Source organism: Bradyrhizobium sp. 195 (assembly GCF_023101665.1).
Taxonomy (GTDB): Bacteria; Pseudomonadota; Alphaproteobacteria; order Rhizobiales; family Xanthobacteraceae; genus Bradyrhizobium.
On record NZ_CP082161.1, the window covers coordinates 2269829 to 2288065 of the forward strand.

At 64.7% G+C, this 18237-nt stretch carries 23 protein-coding genes; 11 read left to right on the forward strand and 12 right to left on the reverse strand.

Annotation, left to right across the window (positions count from 1 at the left end; all coding sequences use genetic code 11):
* Positions 1 to 593 precede the first annotated feature (593 nt).
* Positions 594 to 1436 (reverse strand): AAA family ATPase, encoded by an 843-nt coding sequence (locus tag IVB26_RS10475; RefSeq protein ID WP_194404016.1) that lies wholly within the window; start codon positions 1434 to 1436, stop codon positions 594 to 596.
* A gap of 93 nt (positions 1437 to 1529) precedes the next feature.
* Positions 1530 to 1775, reverse strand: a complete 246-nt coding sequence (locus tag IVB26_RS10480) for a GlsB/YeaQ/YmgE family stress response membrane protein (protein WP_247971584.1) — start codon at positions 1773 to 1775, stop codon at positions 1530 to 1532.
* Positions 1776 to 1897: 122 nt separating this feature from the next.
* Here IVB26_RS10480 and IVB26_RS10485 point away from each other — a divergent pair, with 122 nt between their 5' ends.
* The 3 genes from IVB26_RS10485 (at position 1898) to sseA (ending at position 4694) form a co-directional block, all read left to right on the forward strand.
* Complete coding sequence (locus tag IVB26_RS10485) at positions 1898 to 3073, forward strand: vWA domain-containing protein (protein WP_247971585.1); 1176 nt, start codon at positions 1898 to 1900, stop codon at positions 3071 to 3073.
* A 129-nt stretch (positions 3074 to 3202) separates the two neighbouring features.
* Positions 3203 to 3616 (forward strand): rhodanese-like domain-containing protein, encoded by a 414-nt coding sequence (locus IVB26_RS10490; RefSeq protein WP_247971586.1) that lies wholly within the window; start codon positions 3203 to 3205, stop codon positions 3614 to 3616.
* 223 nt (positions 3617 to 3839) lie between these two features.
* Positions 3840 to 4694, forward strand: coding sequence for a 3-mercaptopyruvate sulfurtransferase (gene sseA / locus IVB26_RS10495; protein ID WP_247971587.1), 855 nt, complete (start codon positions 3840 to 3842; stop codon positions 4692 to 4694).
* Positions 4695 to 4767: 73 nt separating this feature from the next.
* Here sseA and IVB26_RS10500 read toward each other — a convergent pair whose 3' ends face one another.
* Positions 4768 to 5613 (reverse strand): hypothetical protein, encoded by an 846-nt coding sequence (locus IVB26_RS10500; RefSeq protein WP_247971588.1) that lies wholly within the window; start codon positions 5611 to 5613, stop codon positions 4768 to 4770.
* Positions 5614 to 5931: 318 nt separating this feature from the next.
* On the opposite strand from IVB26_RS10500, the gene IVB26_RS10505 reads away from it, so the two are divergent.
* Positions 5932 to 7134, forward strand: coding sequence for a L,D-transpeptidase (locus IVB26_RS10505; RefSeq protein WP_247971589.1), 1203 nt, complete (start codon positions 5932 to 5934; stop codon positions 7132 to 7134).
* Positions 7135 to 7190: 56 nt separating this feature from the next.
* Here the strand turns inward: IVB26_RS10505 and IVB26_RS10510 are convergent, their stop codons facing one another.
* A complete protein-coding gene (locus tag IVB26_RS10510) occupies positions 7191 to 8153 on the reverse strand; it encodes a D-2-hydroxyacid dehydrogenase family protein (RefSeq protein WP_247971590.1) in 963 nt (320 codons plus the stop codon).
* A 130-nt stretch (positions 8154 to 8283) separates the two neighbouring features.
* Positions 8284 to 8499: a hypothetical protein gene (locus tag IVB26_RS10515; RefSeq protein ID WP_247323005.1), complete on the reverse strand. Its 216-nt coding sequence runs from the start codon at positions 8497 to 8499 to the stop codon at positions 8284 to 8286.
* 234 nt (positions 8500 to 8733) lie between these two features.
* On the opposite strand from IVB26_RS10515, the gene ettA reads away from it, so the two are divergent.
* Both ettA and IVB26_RS10525 read left to right on the forward strand, forming a co-directional pair.
* Complete coding sequence (gene ettA / locus IVB26_RS10520; RefSeq protein ID WP_247971591.1) at positions 8734 to 10383, forward strand: energy-dependent translational throttle protein EttA; 1650 nt, start codon at positions 8734 to 8736, stop codon at positions 10381 to 10383.
* 7 nt (positions 10384 to 10390) lie between these two features.
* The gene (locus IVB26_RS10525) at positions 10391 to 11617 is read left to right on the forward strand and encodes a lytic murein transglycosylase (protein ID WP_247971592.1); all 1227 of its coding nucleotides are present in this window, start codon (positions 10391 to 10393) and stop codon (positions 11615 to 11617) included.
* Positions 11618 to 11697: 80 nt separating this feature from the next.
* On the opposite strand, the gene IVB26_RS10530 is transcribed toward IVB26_RS10525, so the two are convergent.
* Positions 11698 to 11979 carry a hypothetical protein gene (locus IVB26_RS10530; RefSeq protein WP_063201912.1) on the reverse strand — a complete coding sequence of 94 codons (282 nt, stop codon included), beginning with the start codon at positions 11977 to 11979 and terminating at the stop codon, positions 11698 to 11700.
* Between the two features lie 226 nt (positions 11980 to 12205).
* The gene (locus IVB26_RS10535) at positions 12206 to 12529 is read right to left on the reverse strand and encodes a hypothetical protein (protein ID WP_247971593.1); all 324 of its coding nucleotides are present in this window, start codon (positions 12527 to 12529) and stop codon (positions 12206 to 12208) included.
* 146 nt (positions 12530 to 12675) lie between these two features.
* On the opposite strand from IVB26_RS10535, the gene IVB26_RS10540 reads away from it, so the two are divergent.
* From IVB26_RS10540 to bfr, 3 genes are all read left to right on the forward strand, one after another.
* Positions 12676 to 12972: a hypothetical protein gene (locus tag IVB26_RS10540; RefSeq protein WP_247971594.1), complete on the forward strand. Its 297-nt coding sequence runs from the start codon at positions 12676 to 12678 to the stop codon at positions 12970 to 12972.
* 162 nt (positions 12973 to 13134) lie between these two features.
* The gene (locus tag IVB26_RS10545) at positions 13135 to 13407 is read left to right on the forward strand and encodes a (2Fe-2S)-binding protein (protein ID WP_247006817.1); all 273 of its coding nucleotides are present in this window, start codon (positions 13135 to 13137) and stop codon (positions 13405 to 13407) included.
* A 133-nt stretch (positions 13408 to 13540) separates the two neighbouring features.
* Positions 13541 to 14029 carry a bacterioferritin gene (gene bfr, locus IVB26_RS10550; RefSeq protein ID WP_011089420.1) on the forward strand — a complete coding sequence of 163 codons (489 nt, stop codon included), beginning with the start codon at positions 13541 to 13543 and terminating at the stop codon, positions 14027 to 14029.
* 198 nt (positions 14030 to 14227) lie between these two features.
* On the opposite strand, the gene IVB26_RS10555 is transcribed toward bfr, so the two are convergent.
* The 3 genes from IVB26_RS10555 to IVB26_RS10565 form a co-directional block, all read right to left on the reverse strand.
* Positions 14228 to 14830: an MSMEG_1061 family FMN-dependent PPOX-type flavoprotein gene (locus IVB26_RS10555; RefSeq protein ID WP_247971595.1), complete on the reverse strand. Its 603-nt coding sequence runs from the start codon at positions 14828 to 14830 to the stop codon at positions 14228 to 14230.
* Between the two features lie 71 nt (positions 14831 to 14901).
* Positions 14902 to 15255 (reverse strand): hypothetical protein, encoded by a 354-nt coding sequence (locus IVB26_RS10560; protein WP_247971596.1) that lies wholly within the window; start codon positions 15253 to 15255, stop codon positions 14902 to 14904.
* Between the two features lie 165 nt (positions 15256 to 15420).
* Positions 15421 to 16482 (reverse strand): alpha/beta fold hydrolase, encoded by a 1062-nt coding sequence (locus tag IVB26_RS10565; RefSeq protein WP_247971597.1) that lies wholly within the window; start codon positions 16480 to 16482, stop codon positions 15421 to 15423.
* 129 nt (positions 16483 to 16611) lie between these two features.
* On the opposite strand from IVB26_RS10565, the gene IVB26_RS10570 reads away from it, so the two are divergent.
* Positions 16612 to 16878: a DUF2277 domain-containing protein gene (locus IVB26_RS10570; protein WP_246930334.1), complete on the forward strand. Its 267-nt coding sequence runs from the start codon at positions 16612 to 16614 to the stop codon at positions 16876 to 16878.
* A gap of 96 nt (positions 16879 to 16974) precedes the next feature.
* On the forward strand, positions 16975 to 17196 hold the full coding sequence (locus IVB26_RS10575; protein ID WP_246930336.1) for a hypothetical protein: 222 nt from the start codon (positions 16975 to 16977) through the stop codon (positions 17194 to 17196).
* Positions 17197 to 17346: 150 nt separating this feature from the next.
* On the opposite strand, the gene IVB26_RS10580 is transcribed toward IVB26_RS10575, so the two are convergent.
* Positions 17347 to 17868, reverse strand: coding sequence for a collagen-like protein (locus IVB26_RS10580; RefSeq protein ID WP_247971598.1), 522 nt, complete (start codon positions 17866 to 17868; stop codon positions 17347 to 17349).
* A 112-nt stretch (positions 17869 to 17980) separates the two neighbouring features.
* On the reverse strand, positions 17981 to 18229 hold the full coding sequence (locus IVB26_RS10585; protein ID WP_063201937.1) for a helix-turn-helix domain-containing protein: 249 nt from the start codon (positions 18227 to 18229) through the stop codon (positions 17981 to 17983).
* Positions 18230 to 18237 lie beyond the last annotated feature (8 nt).

An 18237-nucleotide genomic window follows, 5' to 3' on the forward strand; every position in this document is an offset into this window, starting at 1 on the left:
TGGCACCACCTGTATGCTGCTGTGCGGTTTCTCTGCGCGTGCGTTTCGCGCAGCAGACCGCGGGTGCGAGGTCAGCACCCGGCCTTCCCTGCGCCCTCTTTGATTTGAGGGTGGAATGACCAGGCAAAGCTCGGGCGACATGCGCCGCGAGGCTGCGAAGGCGTGTCTGCGATTCAAGCTGCGAATGGGAGGAACGAAGTTGTCACCTCACACTCCGTCATTGCGGGGAGCCCTTGCGACGAAGCAATCCAGAGTCTTTCCATGGAGGGATTCTGGATTGGTTCGTCGCCACGCTCCTCGCAATGACGTGGAGAGAGTGTGCCACACACTCGGTATCGTAGGGTGGGCAAAGCGAAGCGTGCCCACCATCTCGCGCGTCATTACCGAACGGTGGGCACGGCGCTTTGCGCCTTTGCCCACCCTACGGCACCGTGCGTGATACTCCACTCTCGTGCCCCGGACGCAGCGCAGCGTCCCTTCGACGGTGCGCTGCAGAGCCGGGGCCCATGTCTCCGAGCAATCCGTGTCGCCTTCTGGGTCCCGGCTCTGCGCAGCAGCGTTGCACGCTGCAGCGCGTCCGGGACACGAACAGCCTACACTTCCCGTCGGCTCAAGAACGCCAGCCGCTCGAACAAATGCACGTCCTGCTCGTTCTTGAGCAGCGCGCCGTGCAGCGGCGGGATCAGTTTTCGCGGATCCCTCTCGCGCAGCTGCTCGACGCTCATGTCCTCGTTGAGCAGCAGCTTGAGCCAGTCCAGAAGCTCCGATGTCGACGGCTTCTTCTTCAGGCCGGGCACCTCGCGCACCTCGAAGAAGATGCGCAACGCTTCCTCGACCAGGCGCTTCTTGATGCCGGGGAAGTGGACGTCGACGATGCGGGCCATCGTGTCGGCGTCGGGGAACTTGATGTAGTGGAAGAAGCAGCGGCGCAGGAAGGCGTCGGGCAGCTCCTTCTCGTTGTTGGAGGTGATCATCATGATCGGGCGCTGCTTGGCCTTGATCGTCTCGCCGGTCTCGTAGACATGGAATTCCATGCGGTCGAGCTCGAGCAGCAAATCGTTCGGGAATTCGATGTCGGCCTTGTCGATCTCGTCGATCAGGAGCACCGGGCGCTGCTCGGCGGTGAAGGCCTCCCACAGCTTGCCGCGCTTGATGTAGTTCTTGATGTCGGAGACCCTGCTATCGCCGAGCTGGCTGTCGCGCAGGCGCGACACCGCGTCGTATTCGTAGAGGCCCTGCTGCGCCTTGGTGGTGGACTTGATGTGCCAGGTCAGCAGCGGCGCGTTCAGCGCCTTGGCCACTTCCTCGGCCAGCACCGTCTTGCCGGTGCCGGGCTCGCCCTTGATGAGAAGTGGCCGCTCGAGCACGATCGAGGCATTGACGGCGACCTTGAGATCGTCGGTCGCAACATAGTCCTTGGTGCCGGTAAATTTCATTGCGCGTCCTTGTTGGTCGTCGTCCCAGGCAATGCCTTGGTCACGACAAGCGAACGGCCGCTCGCGGCGGCCGTTCCTGGTTCGGTCAGGCTTTCAGACCCGTTTTACCAGCGAAAGGATGACGAGCACAATCACCGCGCCGATGGTGGCGTCCACAATGGCGCCGACCGTGCCGGTGGCGAGCTGGATGTGCAGCTGCGGCAGCACCCAGCTCGCAACCAGCGCGCCGATGATGCCGACGACGATGTTGCCGACCAGCCCAAATCCCGCCCCGTGGACAATCTTGCCCGCAAGCCAGCCGGCGATCGCGCCAATGATGAGCGCTGCGACAATTCCCATTGCAAACGTCCCCCAAAAACCCCGTGAGGGCGCCAATTCTAGAGCAAAAAGCACCCGGGTCCAGCGCAGCGCGATGGCCTCCGCCCCTTGACGTTCGCCACCCGACGGGCAATCTGTCACCCATGTTCCTGCAATTCTTCACCTCTCTGCGCGACGCGCAGGTCCCCGTGACGCTGCGCGAATACCTCACGCTGGTGGAGGCGCTCGACGCTGACCTTGCGGACTACTCCGTCGAGAATTTCTACTATCTGTCGCGCACCGCGTTGGTGAAGGACGAGCGCAACCTCGACAAGTTCGACCGCGTCTTCGGCACGGTGTTCAAGGGGCTGGAAAACCTGCTCGACGCCATGGAGACGGCGGAGATCCCCGAGGAGTGGCTGAAGAAGCTCGCCGAGAAATACCTGACTGAAGAAGAGAAAAAGCAGATCGAGGCCATGGGCTGGGACAAGCTCATGGAGACGCTGAAGAAGCGCCTCGAGGAGCAGAAGGGGCGGCACCAGGGCGGCTCGAAGTGGATCGGCACGGCCGGCACCTCGCCGTTCGGCGCCCACGGCTACAATCCCGAAGGCGTCCGCATCGGTCAGGAGAAGAACCGCAACAACCGCGCCGTGAAGGTGTGGGACAAGCGCGAGTTCAAGGACCTCGACGGCAATGTCGAGCTCGGCATCCGCAACATCAAGGTGGCGCTGCGCCGCCTGCGCAAGTTCGCCCGCACCGGCGCGCCCGACGAGCTCGATCTCGACACCACGATCCGCGAGACCGCCAATCACGGCTATCTCGACGTCCACATGCGCCCCGAGCGGCGCAATGCGGTGAAGCTGCTGGTGTTCTTCGACATCGGCGGCTCCATGGACGCGCATATCGAGCAGGTCGAGGAGCTGTTCTCGGCGGCGAAGAGCGAGTTCAAGCACATGGAGTATTTCTACTTCCACAACTGCCTCTATGAAGGCGTGTGGAAGCAGAACAAGCGCCGCTTCACCGACCGCACGCCGACCTGGGACGTGCTGCACAAATACCCGCACGACTACAAGGTCGTGTTCGTCGGCGACGCCTCGATGTCGCCTTACGAGATCATGGTGCCCGGCGGCTCGGTCGAGCACGTCAACGAGGAGCCGGGCTCGATCTGGCTCGACCGCATCATCCGCACCTATCCGCATTCGGTGTGGCTGAACCCGGTCGCTCAGAAGCATTGGGACTATTCGGAATCCACCACCATCATCAAACGCATCTTCGCCAACCGGATGTACCCGATCACGATCGAGGGGCTGGAAGGTGCGATGAAGGAACTGACGCACTAGCTCCTCGTCATTCCGGGGCGATGCGAAGCATCGAGCCCGGAATCCATCGGGCCGCAGCACGTGTAGAGAAATGGATTCCGGGCTCGCGCTGCGCGCGCCCCGGAATGACGAAAGAGAAGGGAAAACCACATGCCCCAAAACATCACCCGCGGCATCAAGGCGCTGATCGACGAGGCCAATGCCGAGATCGAGACGCTCAACGCCAAGGATGCCATCGAGATCTCCAAGAACGGCGACGTCGTCATCGTCGACATCCGCGATCCCCGCGAGATCGAGCGTGAGGGGCGCATCCCCGGCGCGTTCGCCTGCACCCGCGGCATGCTCGAATTCTGGATCGATCCGCAGAGCCCGTATGCAAAACCGATCTTCCAGGAGGACAAGAAGTTCGTCTTCCACTGCGCCGGCGGCCTGCGCTCGGCGCTCGCGGCCAAGACCGCGCAGGACATGGGGTTGAATCCCGTCGCCCACATCGCCGGCGGCTACGCGGCCTGGCGCGACGCCGGCGGCCCCGTCGAGAAGTGGGAGCCGAAGAAGAAGGGGTGAGGGGTGCGTCGCTGTCACGCCAATATCAGCTGTCATTCCCCGCAAAAGGGGGGAATCCAGTACGCCGCGGCCTCTCGGCTCAATCACAACCACCTCTGGAATACTGGATCGCCCGTTCCTAGTGCGCAATTGCGCCCTGGCCGGGCGATGACAGCGGAGTCTGACGCGCGCGACCTCAACTTCGTTCGCGTGGCACATGCTCCGGAATGACAAGGAAAAGCCAATGACCGTCACCGACCCCCTCGTCTCCACCGAATGGCTCGCCGCCCATATCAACGATTCCAACGTCAAGATCCTCGATGCCAGCTTCAAGCTGCCGGGCGTGCTGCCGCTGCCGAAGGACGACTATCTCGCCGCGCACTTGCCGGGCGCGGTGTTCTTCGACGTCGATGCGGTGTCGGACCATTCCAACCCGCTGCCGCACATGTATCCGAGCGCCGAGCAGTTCGGTCGTGACGTCGGCAATCTCGGCATCGGAAATACCGACACGGTCGTGCTCTACGATGCCGGTGGCTGGGTTGCGGCGCCGCGCGCGTGGTGGATGTTTCTGGCCTTCGGCCTCGGCAATGTGCGCATTCTCAACGGCGGCTTGAAGAAGTGGCGTGCCGAAGGGCGAGCGGTCGAGAGCGGCGAGGTGAAGCCGAAGCCGGCGTCGTTCAAGGCGAGCTACGATTCAAAGCGCGTGCGCAGCATGCAGCAGCTGATCGCCAACGTCGAAAGCAGGAAGGAGCAGGTGATCGACGCGCGCGCCGCCGACCGCTTCGAGGGCCGTGCGCCCGAGCCGCGTGCGGGCATCCGCTCCGGCCACATCCCCGGCGCCCGCAACGTGCCCTACAATCTCCTGTTCGATGCCGCCACCGGCGAGATGAAGCCGCTCGACGATCTCCGCGCCGCCTTCACGGGCGCCGGCGTCAAGCTCGATGCGCCGATCGTGACGAGCTGCGGCTCCGGCGTCTCCGCCGGCGTGCTCACGCTCGCGCTCTATCGCCTGGGGATTGCCGACACCGCGCTCTATGACGGCTCATGGTCGGAATGGGGCCAGGAAAAAGGCCCTGCAATCGCGACCGGGCCGGCGTGAGACGTTCGATTGTGGCCGCGCCGAACGTGCGCTCCCTCGCCCCGCGCTAGCGGGGAGAGGCGAAGAAGGAGCATCAGCGCGTGCGCGTGGTCGTCGCGAACGTTTGCTGCTGACCGAACGGATCGAGCTGTTGCTGCAGTTGCTGAGGCGGGGGACGCCGCACCACGCGATGACGCTTCTTGGCCGCCTTGCGCTTGGTCGCCTTGCTGTCGGAGGCGCCGCTATCGGCCTTGCGATCGACCTTGTCATTGACCTTGGCCTTCGCCGGTGGAGCCTTCACGGCCGTCGTCGCCGGCTCGTTCAGCGCGGCCAGTTTGGCCGCGGCGACGTCGAGCGCAGAGGAGGCCATGGCCGCGCTGGGGTCAGCCGGCGCCGGCTCGCCGGCGGTTGCGACAGCGGCAGGCTTAAGGTCAGGCTTGGCTTCGGGGATCGACGCCGTGGTGTCGTCCGGAGTGAGCGTGTCGGCGGGCGCCGGTGCAGAGGCCTCCGTCGCCGTCTCGGCCTTGGCCGGTTCGGCGGCCACAGTGTCGGTCGTGGGTGCAGCGACCTGCGTCGGTACGTCAGCCTCGGTCGTCAGCGCGGCGACCTGCTCGGGCTCGGTCAACGGCAATCCGATGGTCGGCACCCGGTCGCGCAATGACGGCTCGGGCTCGGCCGTCACCTCCGGCTCTACGCGGAGGACCGCCAGCACCGGCTCGGCAGGCTCGGACGCCTGCGCGAACCTCTGCTCCTGCGGGCCGTTCCGCCAGGAGGGGTTGTTCGCATACTGCTCATGGCTCGCCCGCAGCAGCGCGGCGGCGCCCAGGCCGAACACCAGGATGGAGGTTGACAGCAGGATCGCGGCAAACAGGAAGCGAAAGCCGGGAAGCATCGAGCGATTGCGAATTTCCGCCCCGGCGGCGAAGTGGCCAGGGCCCATGAGCCATCTGAAACGCGGTGACGGTACTGTTTGCCGCGTTCGCCATACGGAGTGGGAGCTCAAAGCGGTGGCGAATCAGGCTGATTCGAACATACCGCAACGATTCCGCCCCGTTCCCTTAAATTCGGGCCCATGACTCCGGCAATCCACGGCGCGATGCGATTTCCGCCCCGTGATGCAACGGGGCAACGGTAGTCTTGCGGATCACAAATCGGCAATCCGGCGCAAATAAGCCTGATATGTCTTGAATGTGCCGCTATCTTCGGCCATCTGGCCGTTAACGGTCCGATCGGGCTTGGGGACTATACAAGAGCGATGATGATCAAACATTTTCTGACGATATGCGCTGCGGCAACAGTCGCTGCGGCGGGAACCTCGCTCGCGCAGGCTCAGAGCTATCCGGTCCAGCAGGCGCCGAGCTATGGCGCTCCGGCTGAATATCGGCCCGGCGATCGCACACCGAATTTCGACGCGCTGGAAGATGACGACGACGCGATGCCGCAGGCATCGTTGCCGCCGCCCGGCCCGGCCGACGATCCGCGCTATGGCCGCCCGGTCGGCGCGCCCCCGGTCTACTCGGCCACGCCGCCGCAGGGTCCGGTGATGTCGCCGGATGATCCGCGTTATGGCCGCCCGGCTGGCGCTCCGGTCTATTCGGCCGCCCCGCCGCAGGGCCCCGTGATGTCGCCCGATGATCCCCGCTACGGCCGTCCTGCCGGTCCGCCGCCGGTGATCTATGCCAATCGTCCGGGCCAGCAGGGACAAGCTCCCGCCGGTGACGGCCTGCGTCCACCGGAAGCCGTCGGCGGTCCCGCTGCGACCGGAACGGTCCAGGCCGGTCAGCCGCCCGTCGGCGCCGATGGCCGGCCGATGACAATGGCCGCGCTCCCGCCCGAGGAGCAGCCCGATGCTGCCCCGGTGCAGTTGCCGCAGAACCTGCGCCGCCAGGAAGTCGCGTTCCAGACCAAGGAGCCGGCCGGCACGCTCGTGGTCGATACCCCCAACACCTACCTCTATTACGTGCTCGGCAATGGCCGTGCGATCCGCTACGGCGTCCGCGTCGGCCGCGACGGCTTCACCTGGACCGGCGTGCAGAAGATCACCCGCAAGGCCGAGTGGCCCGATTGGCATCCGCCGACCGAGATGATCGAGCGCCAGCCCTATCTGCCGCGCTTCATGGCCGGCGGCCCCGGCAATCCGCTCGGCGCTCGCGCGATGTATCTCGGCTCGACCGTCTATCGCATCCACGGCACCAACCAGCCCTCGACCATCGGCAAGTTCGTGTCGTCCGGCTGTATCGGCATGCTGAACGAGGACGTCTCCGACCTGTTCGACCGCGTCAAGGTCGGCACCCGCGTGGTGGTGATGCCGGGCGGCCCGCCGCCGGGAACGGCGACCGCCTCCGCAGCGCCCGCGCCCGCTGCGGCCGGTCCGGCTCCGATGGCCGCCCAGGCCGGTCCGGTCCCGGGCACGCAGCCGACCGTGGTGCCGCCGCTGCCCGCGCCGGTCACCGTGCGCTAAGAGCTCCACGAATCCGATAGATTGGAGGGCGTGCCATCGGCACGCCCTTCATCGTTTCAGGCCAGCTTGCGCGGCAACTCGCGGCCCCCAGTGAAGGCGTCGATCGCCTCGACCATCTGGCCATAGTGGATGCGCAAGCCGTCCTCGGTGGCGTAGCCGAGATGCGGCGTCAGCACGAGATTGTCGAGCTTGCGGAAGGGATGATCGACTGGTAGCGGCTCGACCGCGAACACGTCAATGCCGGCGCCCGCGATCTTGCGCTGCTGCAACGCCTCGAGCAGCGCCTGCTCGTCCACGATCGGCCCGCGCGCGGTGTTGACGAGAAAGGCCGTCGGCTTCATCCGCGCGAGATCGGCAGCGCCGACGAGGCCACGCGAGCGGTCGCTCAGCACTACGTGGATGGTGACGATGTCGGCCTTGGCGAACAGCTCCTCCTTGGTGGCATAGCCGACGCCTGCGCCTGCGCACTTCTCGGGCGTGAGGTTCGGGCTCCAGGCGATCACGTTCATGCCGAACGCCTTGGCGATCCCGGCCATCTTGCTGCCGAGCTTGCCGAGCCCGACGATGCCGAGCGTCATTCCCTCGATCTCGACGCCCGCAAAGGTCTGCCAGGGCTCGCCGGCATGCATGCGCGCGTTCTCGCGGCCGATGCCGCGGGTCAGCTCCAGGATCAGGCCCATGGTCAGCGGTGCCGTGGGATCGCGCGAATATTGCGTGCCGCCGATCGCCACATTGCGTGCCTTCGCGGCTTCCATGTCGATCGCGGCGTTGCGCATGCCGGACGTGAGCAGCAGCTTCAGCTTAGGCAAGCTCTCGAACAGGCTCTTGGGAAATGCGGTGCGCTCACGCATCGCGCAGATGATCTCAAAGTCGGCGAGCGCGCTGGCCGCGGCCTGTTCGGAGGCGAAGGGATGGCTGAAAGCGGTGACGTCGAGGCGGTCGGACAGTTTCTGCCAGTCGGCGACGTCGAGCGCTAGGTTGAAATAGTCGTCGAGAATTGCACAGCGCAGCCGGCTCATCAGCGTTCATCCACGGCGAGAGGTGAGGGCGCCAGGCGAGCGCCGTCGTCGGAACCGGGCCATGGTTGCGCGCAATCAGCCTTGCGCGCAAGCCGCATGCGTCTTCAAAAATCCGACAGCAGAGCGACGCTCAGAAATCGCGGGGCTTCAGGCGGAACGGCGCATCCATGCCGTGCTTGGCGCGCCAGGCGGGGCCGGGGCCGCGCATGTAGTGCAGTTCGGGCCGGTAGGGATTGAAGGCGGTGGCGAAGAAGCGCTTCCAGAATCCCTTGATCTCCGAGGCGAAGTCGGAGACGTGGCCGGCTTCTGCCGGAACAGGAAGAGAATGGGTCTCGATCAGAGCCATGATGCGGCCTCGCTTTGCTCCCGTTCGTTCTGAGCGGGTGGCGCTGTTTCCGCGCGAAACCGAGCTTTCGGCCTGATTTATTAAAAGATGGTTTCAATTGTCCGGATCGGTGTCCGGATGGTGTCCGTCCCGTATTCATCCGTGGTGAACGGACGGAAAACATTGCCCTTTGGGGGCGGGATCGCTACATCGCAGGCGAAGCAAATTTCCTCAAATCGAAGGTTTTCGGGACCGATGGCGCGCCAGTTCATCTATTTCATGCAGGGCCTGACCAAGAGCTACCCGACCCGGAAGGTGCTCGACAACATCCATTTGTCGTTCTACCCGGACGCCAAGATCGGCGTGCTCGGCGTCAACGGCTCGGGCAAGTCGACGCTGCTCAAGATCATGGCCGGCCTCGACAAGGAGTATAACGGCGAGGCCTGGGTCGCGCAGGGCGCCCGCGTCGGCTATCTCGAGCAGGAGCCGCATCTCGATCCGGCACTCAGCGTGCGCGAGAACGTGATGCTGGGCGTCGCCAAGCAGAAGGCCATCCTCGATCGCTACAATGAGCTGGCGATGAACTACTCCGAGGAAACCGCCGACGAGATGACCAAGCTGCAGGACGAGATCGAGGCCCAGGGCCTCTGGGATCTCGACAGCAAGGTCGACCAGGCCATGGACGCGCTGCGCTGCCCGCCCGACGATGCCGACGTGACGAAGCTCTCCGGTGGTGAGCGTCGCCGCGTCGCGCTGTGCAAGCTGCTGCTCGATCAGCCCGAACTGCTGCTGCTGGACGAGCCGACCAACCATCTCGACGCCGAGTCGGTGTCGTGGCTCGAAGGCCATTTGCGCACCTATCCCGGCGCGATCCTGATCGTGACCCACGATCGCTACTTCCTCGACAACGTCACGAGCTGGATCCTCGAGCTCGACCGCGGCAAGGGGATTCCCTACGAGGGCAATTACTCGTCCTGGCTGGTGCAGAAGCAGAAGCGGCTGGAGCAGGAGGGACGCGAGGACGCCGCGCACCAGAAGACGATCGCCCGCGAGCAGGAATGGGTCGCGTCCTCGCCGAAGGCGCGCCAGGCCAAGTCGAAGGCGCGCTATCAGCGCTACGAGGAGCTGCTCAAGCAGGCGAGCGAGAAGCAGACCCAGACCGCGCAGATCATCATCCCCGTCGCCGAGCGGCTCGGCGCCAACGTGGTCGATTTCGAAGGCCTCAGCAAAGGCTACGGCGATCGCCTCTTGATCGACGATCTCACCTTCAAGCTGCCGCCTGGCGGCATCGTCGGTGTGATCGGCGCCAACGGCGCCGGCAAGACCACCCTGTTCAAGATGATCACCAAGCAGGAGCAGCCGGACAACGGCACGATCACGGTCGGCGAGACCGTGCATCTCGGCTATGTCGACCAGTCGCGCGATGCGCTCGACGGCAGCAAGAACGTGTGGGAAGAGATCTCCGGCGGCAACGAGTTGATCCTGCTCGGCAAGAAGGAAGTCAACTCGCGCGGCTATTGCTCGTCGTTCAACTTCAAGGGTGCCGACCAGCAGAAGAAGGTCGGCGCGCTCTCCGGCGGTGAACGCAACCGCGTGCATCTCGCCAAGATGCTGAAGTCCGGCGCCAACGTGTTGCTGCTCGACGAACCGACCAACGACCTCGACGTCGACACGCTGCGCGCGCTCGAAGAGGCGCTGGAGGATTTTGCCGGCTGCGCCGTCATCATCAGCCACGATCGCTGGTTCCTCGACCGTATCGCGACCCACATCCTGGCCTTCGAAGGCGACAGCCACGTCGAATGGTTCGAAGGCAACTTCCAGGATTACGAGAAGGACAAGATGCGCCGGCTCGGCCAGGACAGCATCATTCCGCACCGCGTGAAGTACAAGAAGCTGACACGGTGATGGCGGCATGATGCGGCGGGCGCTCATCGCTGCGGTGATCGCGGTCACCTGCGGCGCGTCGTCCGCCCGCGCCGCCGATGCCGCCTTCACGCAGTTCATCGCTTCGCTGTGGCCGGAGGCGCAGGCCGAAGGCGTCTCGCGCAAGACGTTCGACGAGCAGACGCGCGGGCTCGAGCCGGACTACAAGCTGCCCGACCTGATCCTGCCCGGGCGCCCCGCGCTAGGCGCGCCGTCGCAGGCCGAGTTCGTGCAGGTGCCCGCCGACTACGTCAAGGAAGCCTCGATCGCACGGCTTGCGGGCGAGGGGCAGCGGCTGCTGCAGAAATATCGTCCAGCGCTCAGCGAGATCGAGAAGAAGTCCGGCGTGCCCGCGACCGTCATGCTCGCGATCTGGGGCCGCGAGACCGATTACGGCCGCTACACGCTGCCCTATGATCTGGTTCGTGTGCTGGCGACGCAGGCCTATGTCGGCCGCCGCAAGGACCAGTACCGCACCGAGTTCATCCTCTCGCTGAAGATCCTCGGCGAGGGCGTGGTGACGCGCAAGGACATGCGTTCGTCCTGGGCGGGCGCCACCGGGCTCACGCAGTTCCTGCCGTCGGAATATTACAAGCACGGCGTCGACTTCGACGGCGACGGTCGCATCGACATCTGGCATTCCGTGCCCGATGCATTGGCCTCCGCGGCACAGCAGCTCGTCAACAAGGGCTGGCAGAGCGGCATGCGCTGGGCCTACGAGGTGCAGGCGCCGGCCAAGATCGATTGCACGACGGGTGTGCCGGAGGTGACGAAGCCGATCGGCCAGTGGCTGCGCGAAGGTTTTGTGCCGGTGCGCGGGCAAAAGCTCAGCGCGGCCGAGCAGGCGCAGCCGGCTTCGCTGCTCCAGCCGGAAGGCATCTACGGCCCGTCGTTCCTGACGACGAAGAACTACTTCGTCATCAAGGAATACAATTTCTCCGACCTCTATGTGCTGTTCGTCGGCCACCTCAGCGACCGCATGACGAGCCCGCTTCCGTTCGCAACACCCTGGGCGGCCTCCAAGCAATTGCGCACCAAGGATGTCGAGACCATGCAGCGCGGACTCACCCGCGTCGGGCTCTACAAGGACAAGATCGACGGCAAGGCCGGCATGCTGACGCGGGCGGCACTCGGCGCCTATCAGAAGTCGGCGGGGCTGAAGGTCGATTGCTGGCCGAGCGAAGAGGTGCTGCGCTCGATCCAGGCGGCGCGATAGCGCAGGGGGCAAAAGAAAAGCCCGGCCGATGGTTTCGGCCGGGCTTCGATCGCGGCGCTGGTGAGCGCCGTGCGATCAGATCAGTAGCAAACGCGAACCGGGCGCACGACCCAGCCGTAGCCGTCCCAATAACGCTGACGCTGCCAGTAGCAGGGCGCGGGCGGCGGGGGCTCGGCGACGTAAACCGGACCGCCGTAGGCGGGGCGGCTCGACGCGATGGCGCCGCCGACGATCGCGCCGCCGATCAGGCCGGCCGCGATGCCGGCGCCGACGCCGTCATGGGCCTTGGCGGACGGAGTGGCGGTCACCAGCGAACCGGCGACCGTCGCAACCGTGAGGGCGGCAACTAAAGTCTTCTTCATGCTCAGGGCTCTCCTGGGAGATGGGTTCCTCTTGTTAGAGGCGCCCGGGTTTCAAAGGTTCACGCACACGCTGATGGAATTGGCCGTGCAGCTAGGAAGCGCGCAATTGGTCAACCCACGGTAAACGCGCACGGAGCTGTGACGAGAAAAAGCGGTCTTTTTCGGGCTCCGAGATGAACGGCGCCTCCGTAGTAAAGCGGTCCAGACGAACCGCCCCGCGACGCCTTCAGCCGCAGACTCTGGCGCGGCGGACGCGCCAGCCATAGCCGTCCCAGAAGCGCTGCTTCTGCCAGACGCAGTTGCCACCGTAATAGCCATCGGAAACATAGCCCGGACCCGGCGCGTAGTAGCGGGGCGGATAATAGCCGGGTTCGTAATAGCCCGGGCCGGGTCCGTAATAATACGGAGAGGCCAGTGCACCGCCGACAATGGCGCCGCCGATGATTCCGGCCGCCACTCCCGCCGCGACGCCGCGCTGTGCATGGACCGGTGTTGCGGCCGCAAAGGCCAAGGAGGCGACGGCAGTAACCGCCAGGAGCAACTTCTTCATGGGCTTTGGCCTTTCGTAGGAACGCGCGGGAACTCTTTGGGAGCAAAGTTCCATACTTCGTTTGAATGATCAATGAACGGCCCCTTTGCCGGGCGCGACCAATGGATATCGGGCACAGATGTGCCTGGGAGGCGAGTTGGACCACGATGATAGGTGCATTGATCGCTGCTGGAGTTATCTTCGCGATCGGCTACGGCTGGATCGTGCACTTTCAGAACCGCAGCCAGCGCCGCTCGCGGGCCGCGGCCGGCGGCGACGGCGGTAATGGCGGCGGCGACAGCTACACGGGGACGAATGACGGCGTCTGGCTGGGGAGCTGGTTTTCCGGCGGCAGTTCGGGGAGCTCGAGCGACGGCGGCAGCCGTTCCAGCAGTGACAGTGGCGGTAGTGGCGGGGATTGCGGAGGTGGCGGCGACGGGGGTGGAGGGGGCGGCGGCGACTAGATCCGCTCTAATCTTGATCCAGCGCAACGCTGGGTTTTAGAGCCGTTCTAGGCTGCTGCTGGGGCCAGTTTGGAATAGCTTCAAATACCGCTTTTTCCTTTTGCATCCGGCCGGCCCGTTAAATATCGATGGTGACGCATCACCGAAGGGCCTGCCGCTTCCATGATCGTTTGTTCCTGTAACGTGCTGAGCGATGACGACATCCGCGCCGCCGTCGCCGAGTCCGACGACGCTGTGCGCCATGCCAAGCAGGTCTATGGGTGCCTCGGCTGTAGCGCCGAATGCGGCCGCTGCGCCCGGACGATCAAGACCATCATCGACGAAGCGCTTGGCCCCTGCGCCCAGTCCTGCTGCTCGGGCTGCCCGCATAGCCACACCGTGGCCGCCAATGACGAGACGGCCCAGCCCGCTCAATTCGCCCTCGCGGCCTGCTGAAGGCCTTTCGCCAGCTCGGCTGAGCTTTTCCCCGGCTGCGTCTCCGTAGCCGGTTGCCCTCATTCGCAAACTGACTTAGAAGCATTCTAAACTCGGTTAGGGCCGATTTGGACTGCAAGAGCTGGAGTGAACCATGCAGGGCGACGCAAAAGTTATCGACTATCTCAACAAGGCACTGCGTCACGAGCTGACTGCGATCAACCAGTACTGGCTGCACTACCGCTTCCTCGACAATTGGGGTCTCCTCGACATGGCCAAGGTCTGGCGCAAGGAGTCCATCGAGGAGATGGAGCACGCCGACAAGCTCACCGCGCGCATCTTGTTCTTCGACGGCTTCCCGAACATGCAGGTGCTCGACCCCTTGCGCATCGGCCAGAACGTCAAGGAGATCATCGAGTGCGACCTCGCTGCCGAGATGAGCGCGCGTGCGCTCTACCAGGAAGCGGCGACCTACTGCCACGGCGTCAAGGACTATGTCACGCGTGACCTGTTCGAGAAGCTGATGAGCGACGAGGAGCACCACATCGACTTCCTCGAAACCCAGCTCGATTTGATCGGCCGCATCGGCCTCGAGCTCTACACCCAGAAGCACGTCGGCGGCCTCGAAGGCGAGGGGCACTGAGCTAGCGCACCAACGTAGCTACTCACTCCGCTGTCGTCCCCGCGAACGCGGGACCCATAACCACAGGGGTGGTTGTGGGATGAGCTAGTAACTCCGAGTCTTCGTCAAACTCAATCCTGTGGTTATGGGTCCCGGATCTGCGCTTCGCTTGTCCGGGACGACACTGTGATTGCCGCGCCAGCTACAACTACGCCCCACCTACAACTGTGTCTTGTAGAGTTCTTCCACGGTCTCCTGGCTCGCCGGCTCCCCAAGGCCGGTCTGGTCGTGAATGACCGTCACGATGCTCGGCATCACCGAGCGCTGCACCTTCTCGGGCGACCACAGCTTCGAGCGCATCAGCGCCTTGCCGCAGTGGAAATAGACTTCGCTGACCGCGACGTTCAACACCGCGCGCGGCGGCTTGCCGAACTCCACCATGGAAGCGAGCAGATCCGGATCGGCCGACAGCGTACCGCGTCCGCCGACGCGTAGCGTCTCGTCGATCCCGGGCACGAAGAACAGCAGATGCACGAAACCCGAGCCTTCGACGACGTTGCGGAAACTGTCGATGCGGTTGTTGCCGGAGCGATCAGGCATCAATAGCTGGTTGGGACCTGCGACGTGGACGAAGCCGATGCTGCCGCCGCGTGGCGAGGCATCGACGCTGCCGTCCGCGCCCGATGTCGCGAGCACGCAGAACGGCGACATCTCGATGAACTTCTTCGCATGCGCATCGATCGCGGGACGCGCCTTCGCGATCACGCGGGGGCTCGGCTTGGCATAGATGGTGGCGAGGTCTTCGGCGCAAAGATCGGTCAACGGCGTGCCTCCGCATCAGCTTTGCGACAAGCTACCCGATCGCGCCGCCTCAGCCAACGAAATCCATCATGCTAGACCGCATCCGCCGGCACGAAGCAGCTGATGATGATGGCGCCGCGGTGGTGAACGTACCAGACCACCGCCTGGCCGACCGGATTGCCCTGACCGCGGATGATGGCGCGTTCGGGCACCTCCATCCATTGTCCCTCGATCGGCACCCAATAGGCGCCACTCCGCACGTCGTAGTCGGTGCGATGGCCGTCGGAGATGTCGCAGCAGGGCACGCCGTTCGGCGCGATCACGCTCTTGAACCAGGCGCGGATGTCGGGCGGGACGTGGTCGTATTGTCCGTTGTCGAACGCGAATGCGGCGCTCGTTAGCGCCGTCAGCGCGGCCAGCCAAACGCACAGTGCGAGCCTGTGCATGCGATCCTCCTCGTCGCGTCGTGCCAGTGGCGCGATTGTCCCGCGCGGCGATTCGTATTGTTGACGCGATTAAGCCCGAGCTGTCAGCGCATTGCATGCTCAAATAATATGCGGCGCCGGGGCGCCGCATATGATGCGTTGCGATATGATGGCGCGCCCGGCGATCTACATCGCGCGTTGCGGCGTGGTTTGCAGCAACTGCCTGATATGCTCGCCGTAGAATTTCGCATTGCCGGTGGTGCCATGACCGCGCGTCTCGGCGCTCGCCGGGATCAGGAACAGGTGGCCGTTCTTGACCCGCTTCATCGCAGCGTCGGTGATGCCGGTCTCGGGCGGGTTGCGCTCGTCATCGGCGGAATTGATCAGCAGCAGCGACGCTTCGATGGCCTCCAGCTTCTCGCCGGCATTGTAGTCGTGCGAGGACTCCCACTGATAGACGAAGTCGTTGGCATCCGCCGTGATCGGCGTGGCAAGTCGATCGTCGACCATCTTGTCCGCCTTCGCTGCCGTCGGCGCCTGCGCCTGATAGGCCAGTGTGCCGCCGATGCTCGCGATGCCGTAGGCGGTGAGGGCATATTTCATCATGCGCGGCTGGCTGGTGTAATTGCCGCCGTTGTAGTCGGGATCGTTGCGGATGGTGTCGAGCATGATCCGACGCATCATCCAGTTGCGCGAGGCCATCTCGGTCGGCTGCGAGGCCATCGGGATCAGCGCATCCATCGCCTTCGGATATTTCTCGCCCCACAGCCAGGTCTGCATGCCGCCCATCGAATTGCCGATGACGAGCCGCAGATGCTTGACGCCGAGGCCTTCCGTCACCAGGCGATACTGCGCCTCGACCATGTCGTCGTAATTGTATTTCGGAAAGCTCGTCTTCATGCCGTCCGACGGCTTCGATGACTTGCCGTGGCCGATATTGTCGGGAATGATGATGTAATACTTGGAGGCGTCGAGCGGTTGCCCCGGGCCGAACAGCTCGCCACCGAAGGAGGGCCCCAGCATACCGGTGCCCGAGCCGCCCGTTCCATGCAGCACCAGCACCGGCTGGCCGGTGGGTTCACCGACGGTGGTGTAATGCAGCTTCAGTTCCGGCATGGTCTCGCCGGTATGGAATTTGAAATCCCTGGCGATCCAATCGCCCTGTTTGGGGGCCGGATGATCGGCGGCCCATATCGGTGTCGAAAAGGACAGCAGGACAGCCGTCAATGCGGCGCAGGAAGCCTTCATGTTTCTCTCCCCCATTGCGGCTCATGGTCGGCGGCCGCGTTGCGGGGGAACTTAGCAGAAGTGCGGGGAAGGATGTAGGATTTCGGCTCCGCCGCTCGTCTTCAAGGAAACATCCGGAGAGACCCCTGCATGTGCCGCAACATCAAGACGCTGTTCAACTTCGAGCCGCCGGCGACGGAGGATGAGATCCACGCCAGCGCGCTCCAGTTCGTGCGAAAACTGTCCGGTTTCAACAAGCCGTCGCAGGCCAACGAGGCGGCGTTCGACCGTGCGGTGGCGGAGGTCTCGGAGGCCGCGCGAAACCTCCTGACTTCGCTGCATACCCATGCGCCGGCGCGCGACCGCGAGATCGAGGCGGAAAGGGCGAGAGAACGCTCACGGCTTCGGTTCGGCTAGCGATCGCAGAAAGCCATTCCGTGATCTGGCTCACGGAAGAAGGCCTCTTGGTGCGCGATGATGTTCGCCGGGGTTTTGACAGCCCGGAGCACGATCATGAGCCGCCCCCTTCTTCCGCTGAAAGCAGGTGCCATCATCTTCACGCTGCTGTGGACGGCGTGGATGATGTGGTGGAGCGGCTCGTTCTCGAGCGCGAACGTGATCATCCTTGCCTTGTGCGGCGCGGCGGTCGGCTATCTCTGGTACCGCGCCATGCGCTGGCAGTTCGAGCGCATGGGCATGCTGCCGCGCAAAGATGATTCATCGGCGGCTTCCTGAACCGAGGCTCGTGTCCCGGACGCGGCGCAGCGCGTTAGCGGTGCGACGCAGAGCCGCGACCTGGAAGCCATGCACGCGCGTCTCGGTATATGAGCCCCGGCTCAACCGCCGCAGCATTGCATGCCGCGCTGCGTCCGGGGCAGGAGAGTGTCACTGATCCTTGCCGTGCTTCTTCCTTTTCTTCTTTTTCTTGTGATCGTCGCCGTCGCCGTCATCGCTCTCGTCGTCGACGACGGGCTCATCGGGCTCGTGCACGGCGGCCTCCAGCGCATCGCGCTCGGCGGCCTCGCGTTCGCGTTGGCGGCGGCGCTCGTCCCAGGCGTCGAACAGTTGATCGAGCCACGGCAGCACTTGTTCGATCGACGGCAACTGACCGGGCGGCCCGGCCTCGCCGCGCGGGCCTTGCGGCCCTACCGGCCCCTGTGGTCCGGCGGGACCCTGCGCGCCAATTGCCCCGCGCGGGCCGGCCTCGCCCTGCTTGCCTTGCGGACCGGGCTTGCCCTGAGGTCCCGCTTTTCCGATCGGCCCCGGCTTGCCCAGTGGACCAGGCTTGCCGCGCGTGCCATCCGGCCCGCGTCGGCCCGGATGACCCTGCGGTCCCGGCCGTCCGGGCTCGCCCTGCCGCCCGCGCGGTCCCTGAGATCCCTGCCGTCGTCCTTGATCGTCTGCCACGCCACTGCTCCCCTGACCGGAAGCAAGTTACTTAGCGGCGTTTGACGACAGCAGCAATTCCGCCCGCGCTTCGCGCGGGATCGGTCAACATCAATCAGCCCGCAACCGCGCGCTAATCCTGATAGGCGGGCACGTCGATGCCGGAGGCGGCATAGATCCTGATCTTGTTGCGCAGCGTGCGTACCGACAGCCCGAGCACGCGCGAGGCGCGCGTGCGGTTGCCGTCGCAGCGCGCAAGCGTCTGGAGCACGAGCTCGCGCTCGACCTCGTCGACGGTCGCGCCGATCAGCAACGGAACGATCTGGTTAGGAGCAAGAAATTGTGCGCCCGGCTCGGACGCGGCGACATGAACAGTGGTCATCAACATAC

Excerpts from the sequence above, each read along its gene's own strand:
- IVB26_RS10535 (WP_247971593.1), bottom strand. The coding sequence starts at position 12,529 with ATGAAGAAGTTGCTCCTGGCGGTTACTGCCGTCGCCTCCTTGGCCTTT.
- IVB26_RS10530 (WP_063201912.1), bottom strand. The coding sequence starts at position 11,979 with ATGAAGAAGACTTTAGTTGCCGCCCTCACGGTTGCGACGGTCGCCGGT.
- IVB26_RS10510 (WP_247971590.1), bottom strand. The coding sequence starts at position 8,153 with ATGAGCCGGCTGCGCTGTGCAATTCTCGACGACTATTTCAACCTAGCG.
- ettA (WP_247971591.1), top strand. The coding sequence starts at position 8,734 with ATGGCGCGCCAGTTCATCTATTTCATGCAGGGCCTGACCAAGAGCTAC.
- IVB26_RS10575 (WP_246930336.1), top strand. The coding sequence starts at position 16,975 with ATGAGCCGCCCCCTTCTTCCGCTGAAAGCAGGTGCCATCATCTTCACG.
- IVB26_RS10585 (WP_063201937.1), bottom strand. The coding sequence starts at position 18,229 with ATGACCACTGTTCATGTCGCCGCGTCCGAGCCGGGCGCACAATTTCTT.
- IVB26_RS10570 (WP_246930334.1), top strand. The coding sequence starts at position 16,612 with ATGTGCCGCAACATCAAGACGCTGTTCAACTTCGAGCCGCCGGCGACG.
- IVB26_RS10545 (WP_247006817.1), top strand. The coding sequence starts at position 13,135 with ATGATCGTTTGTTCCTGTAACGTGCTGAGCGATGACGACATCCGCGCC.
- IVB26_RS10525 (WP_247971592.1), top strand. The coding sequence starts at position 10,391 with ATGATGCGGCGGGCGCTCATCGCTGCGGTGATCGCGGTCACCTGCGGC.
- IVB26_RS10475 (WP_194404016.1), bottom strand. The coding sequence starts at position 1,436 with ATGAAATTTACCGGCACCAAGGACTATGTTGCGACCGACGATCTCAAG.
- IVB26_RS10480 (WP_247971584.1), bottom strand. The coding sequence starts at position 1,775 with ATGGGAATTGTCGCAGCGCTCATCATTGGCGCGATCGCCGGCTGGCTT.
- IVB26_RS10565 (WP_247971597.1), bottom strand. The coding sequence starts at position 16,482 with ATGAAGGCTTCCTGCGCCGCATTGACGGCTGTCCTGCTGTCCTTTTCG.
- IVB26_RS10490 (WP_247971586.1), top strand. The coding sequence starts at position 3,203 with ATGCCCCAAAACATCACCCGCGGCATCAAGGCGCTGATCGACGAGGCC.
- IVB26_RS10505 (WP_247971589.1), top strand. The coding sequence starts at position 5,932 with ATGATCAAACATTTTCTGACGATATGCGCTGCGGCAACAGTCGCTGCG.
- IVB26_RS10515 (WP_247323005.1), bottom strand. The coding sequence starts at position 8,499 with ATGGCTCTGATCGAGACCCATTCTCTTCCTGTTCCGGCAGAAGCCGGC.
- IVB26_RS10560 (WP_247971596.1), bottom strand. The coding sequence starts at position 15,255 with ATGCACAGGCTCGCACTGTGCGTTTGGCTGGCCGCGCTGACGGCGCTA.
- sseA (WP_247971587.1), top strand. The coding sequence starts at position 3,840 with ATGACCGTCACCGACCCCCTCGTCTCCACCGAATGGCTCGCCGCCCAT.
- IVB26_RS10540 (WP_247971594.1), top strand. The coding sequence starts at position 12,676 with ATGATAGGTGCATTGATCGCTGCTGGAGTTATCTTCGCGATCGGCTAC.
- IVB26_RS10485 (WP_247971585.1), top strand. The coding sequence starts at position 1,898 with ATGTTCCTGCAATTCTTCACCTCTCTGCGCGACGCGCAGGTCCCCGTG.
- bfr (WP_011089420.1), top strand. The coding sequence starts at position 13,541 with ATGCAGGGCGACGCAAAAGTTATCGACTATCTCAACAAGGCACTGCGT.
- IVB26_RS10500 (WP_247971588.1), bottom strand. The coding sequence starts at position 5,613 with ATGGGCCCTGGCCACTTCGCCGCCGGGGCGGAAATTCGCAATCGCTCG.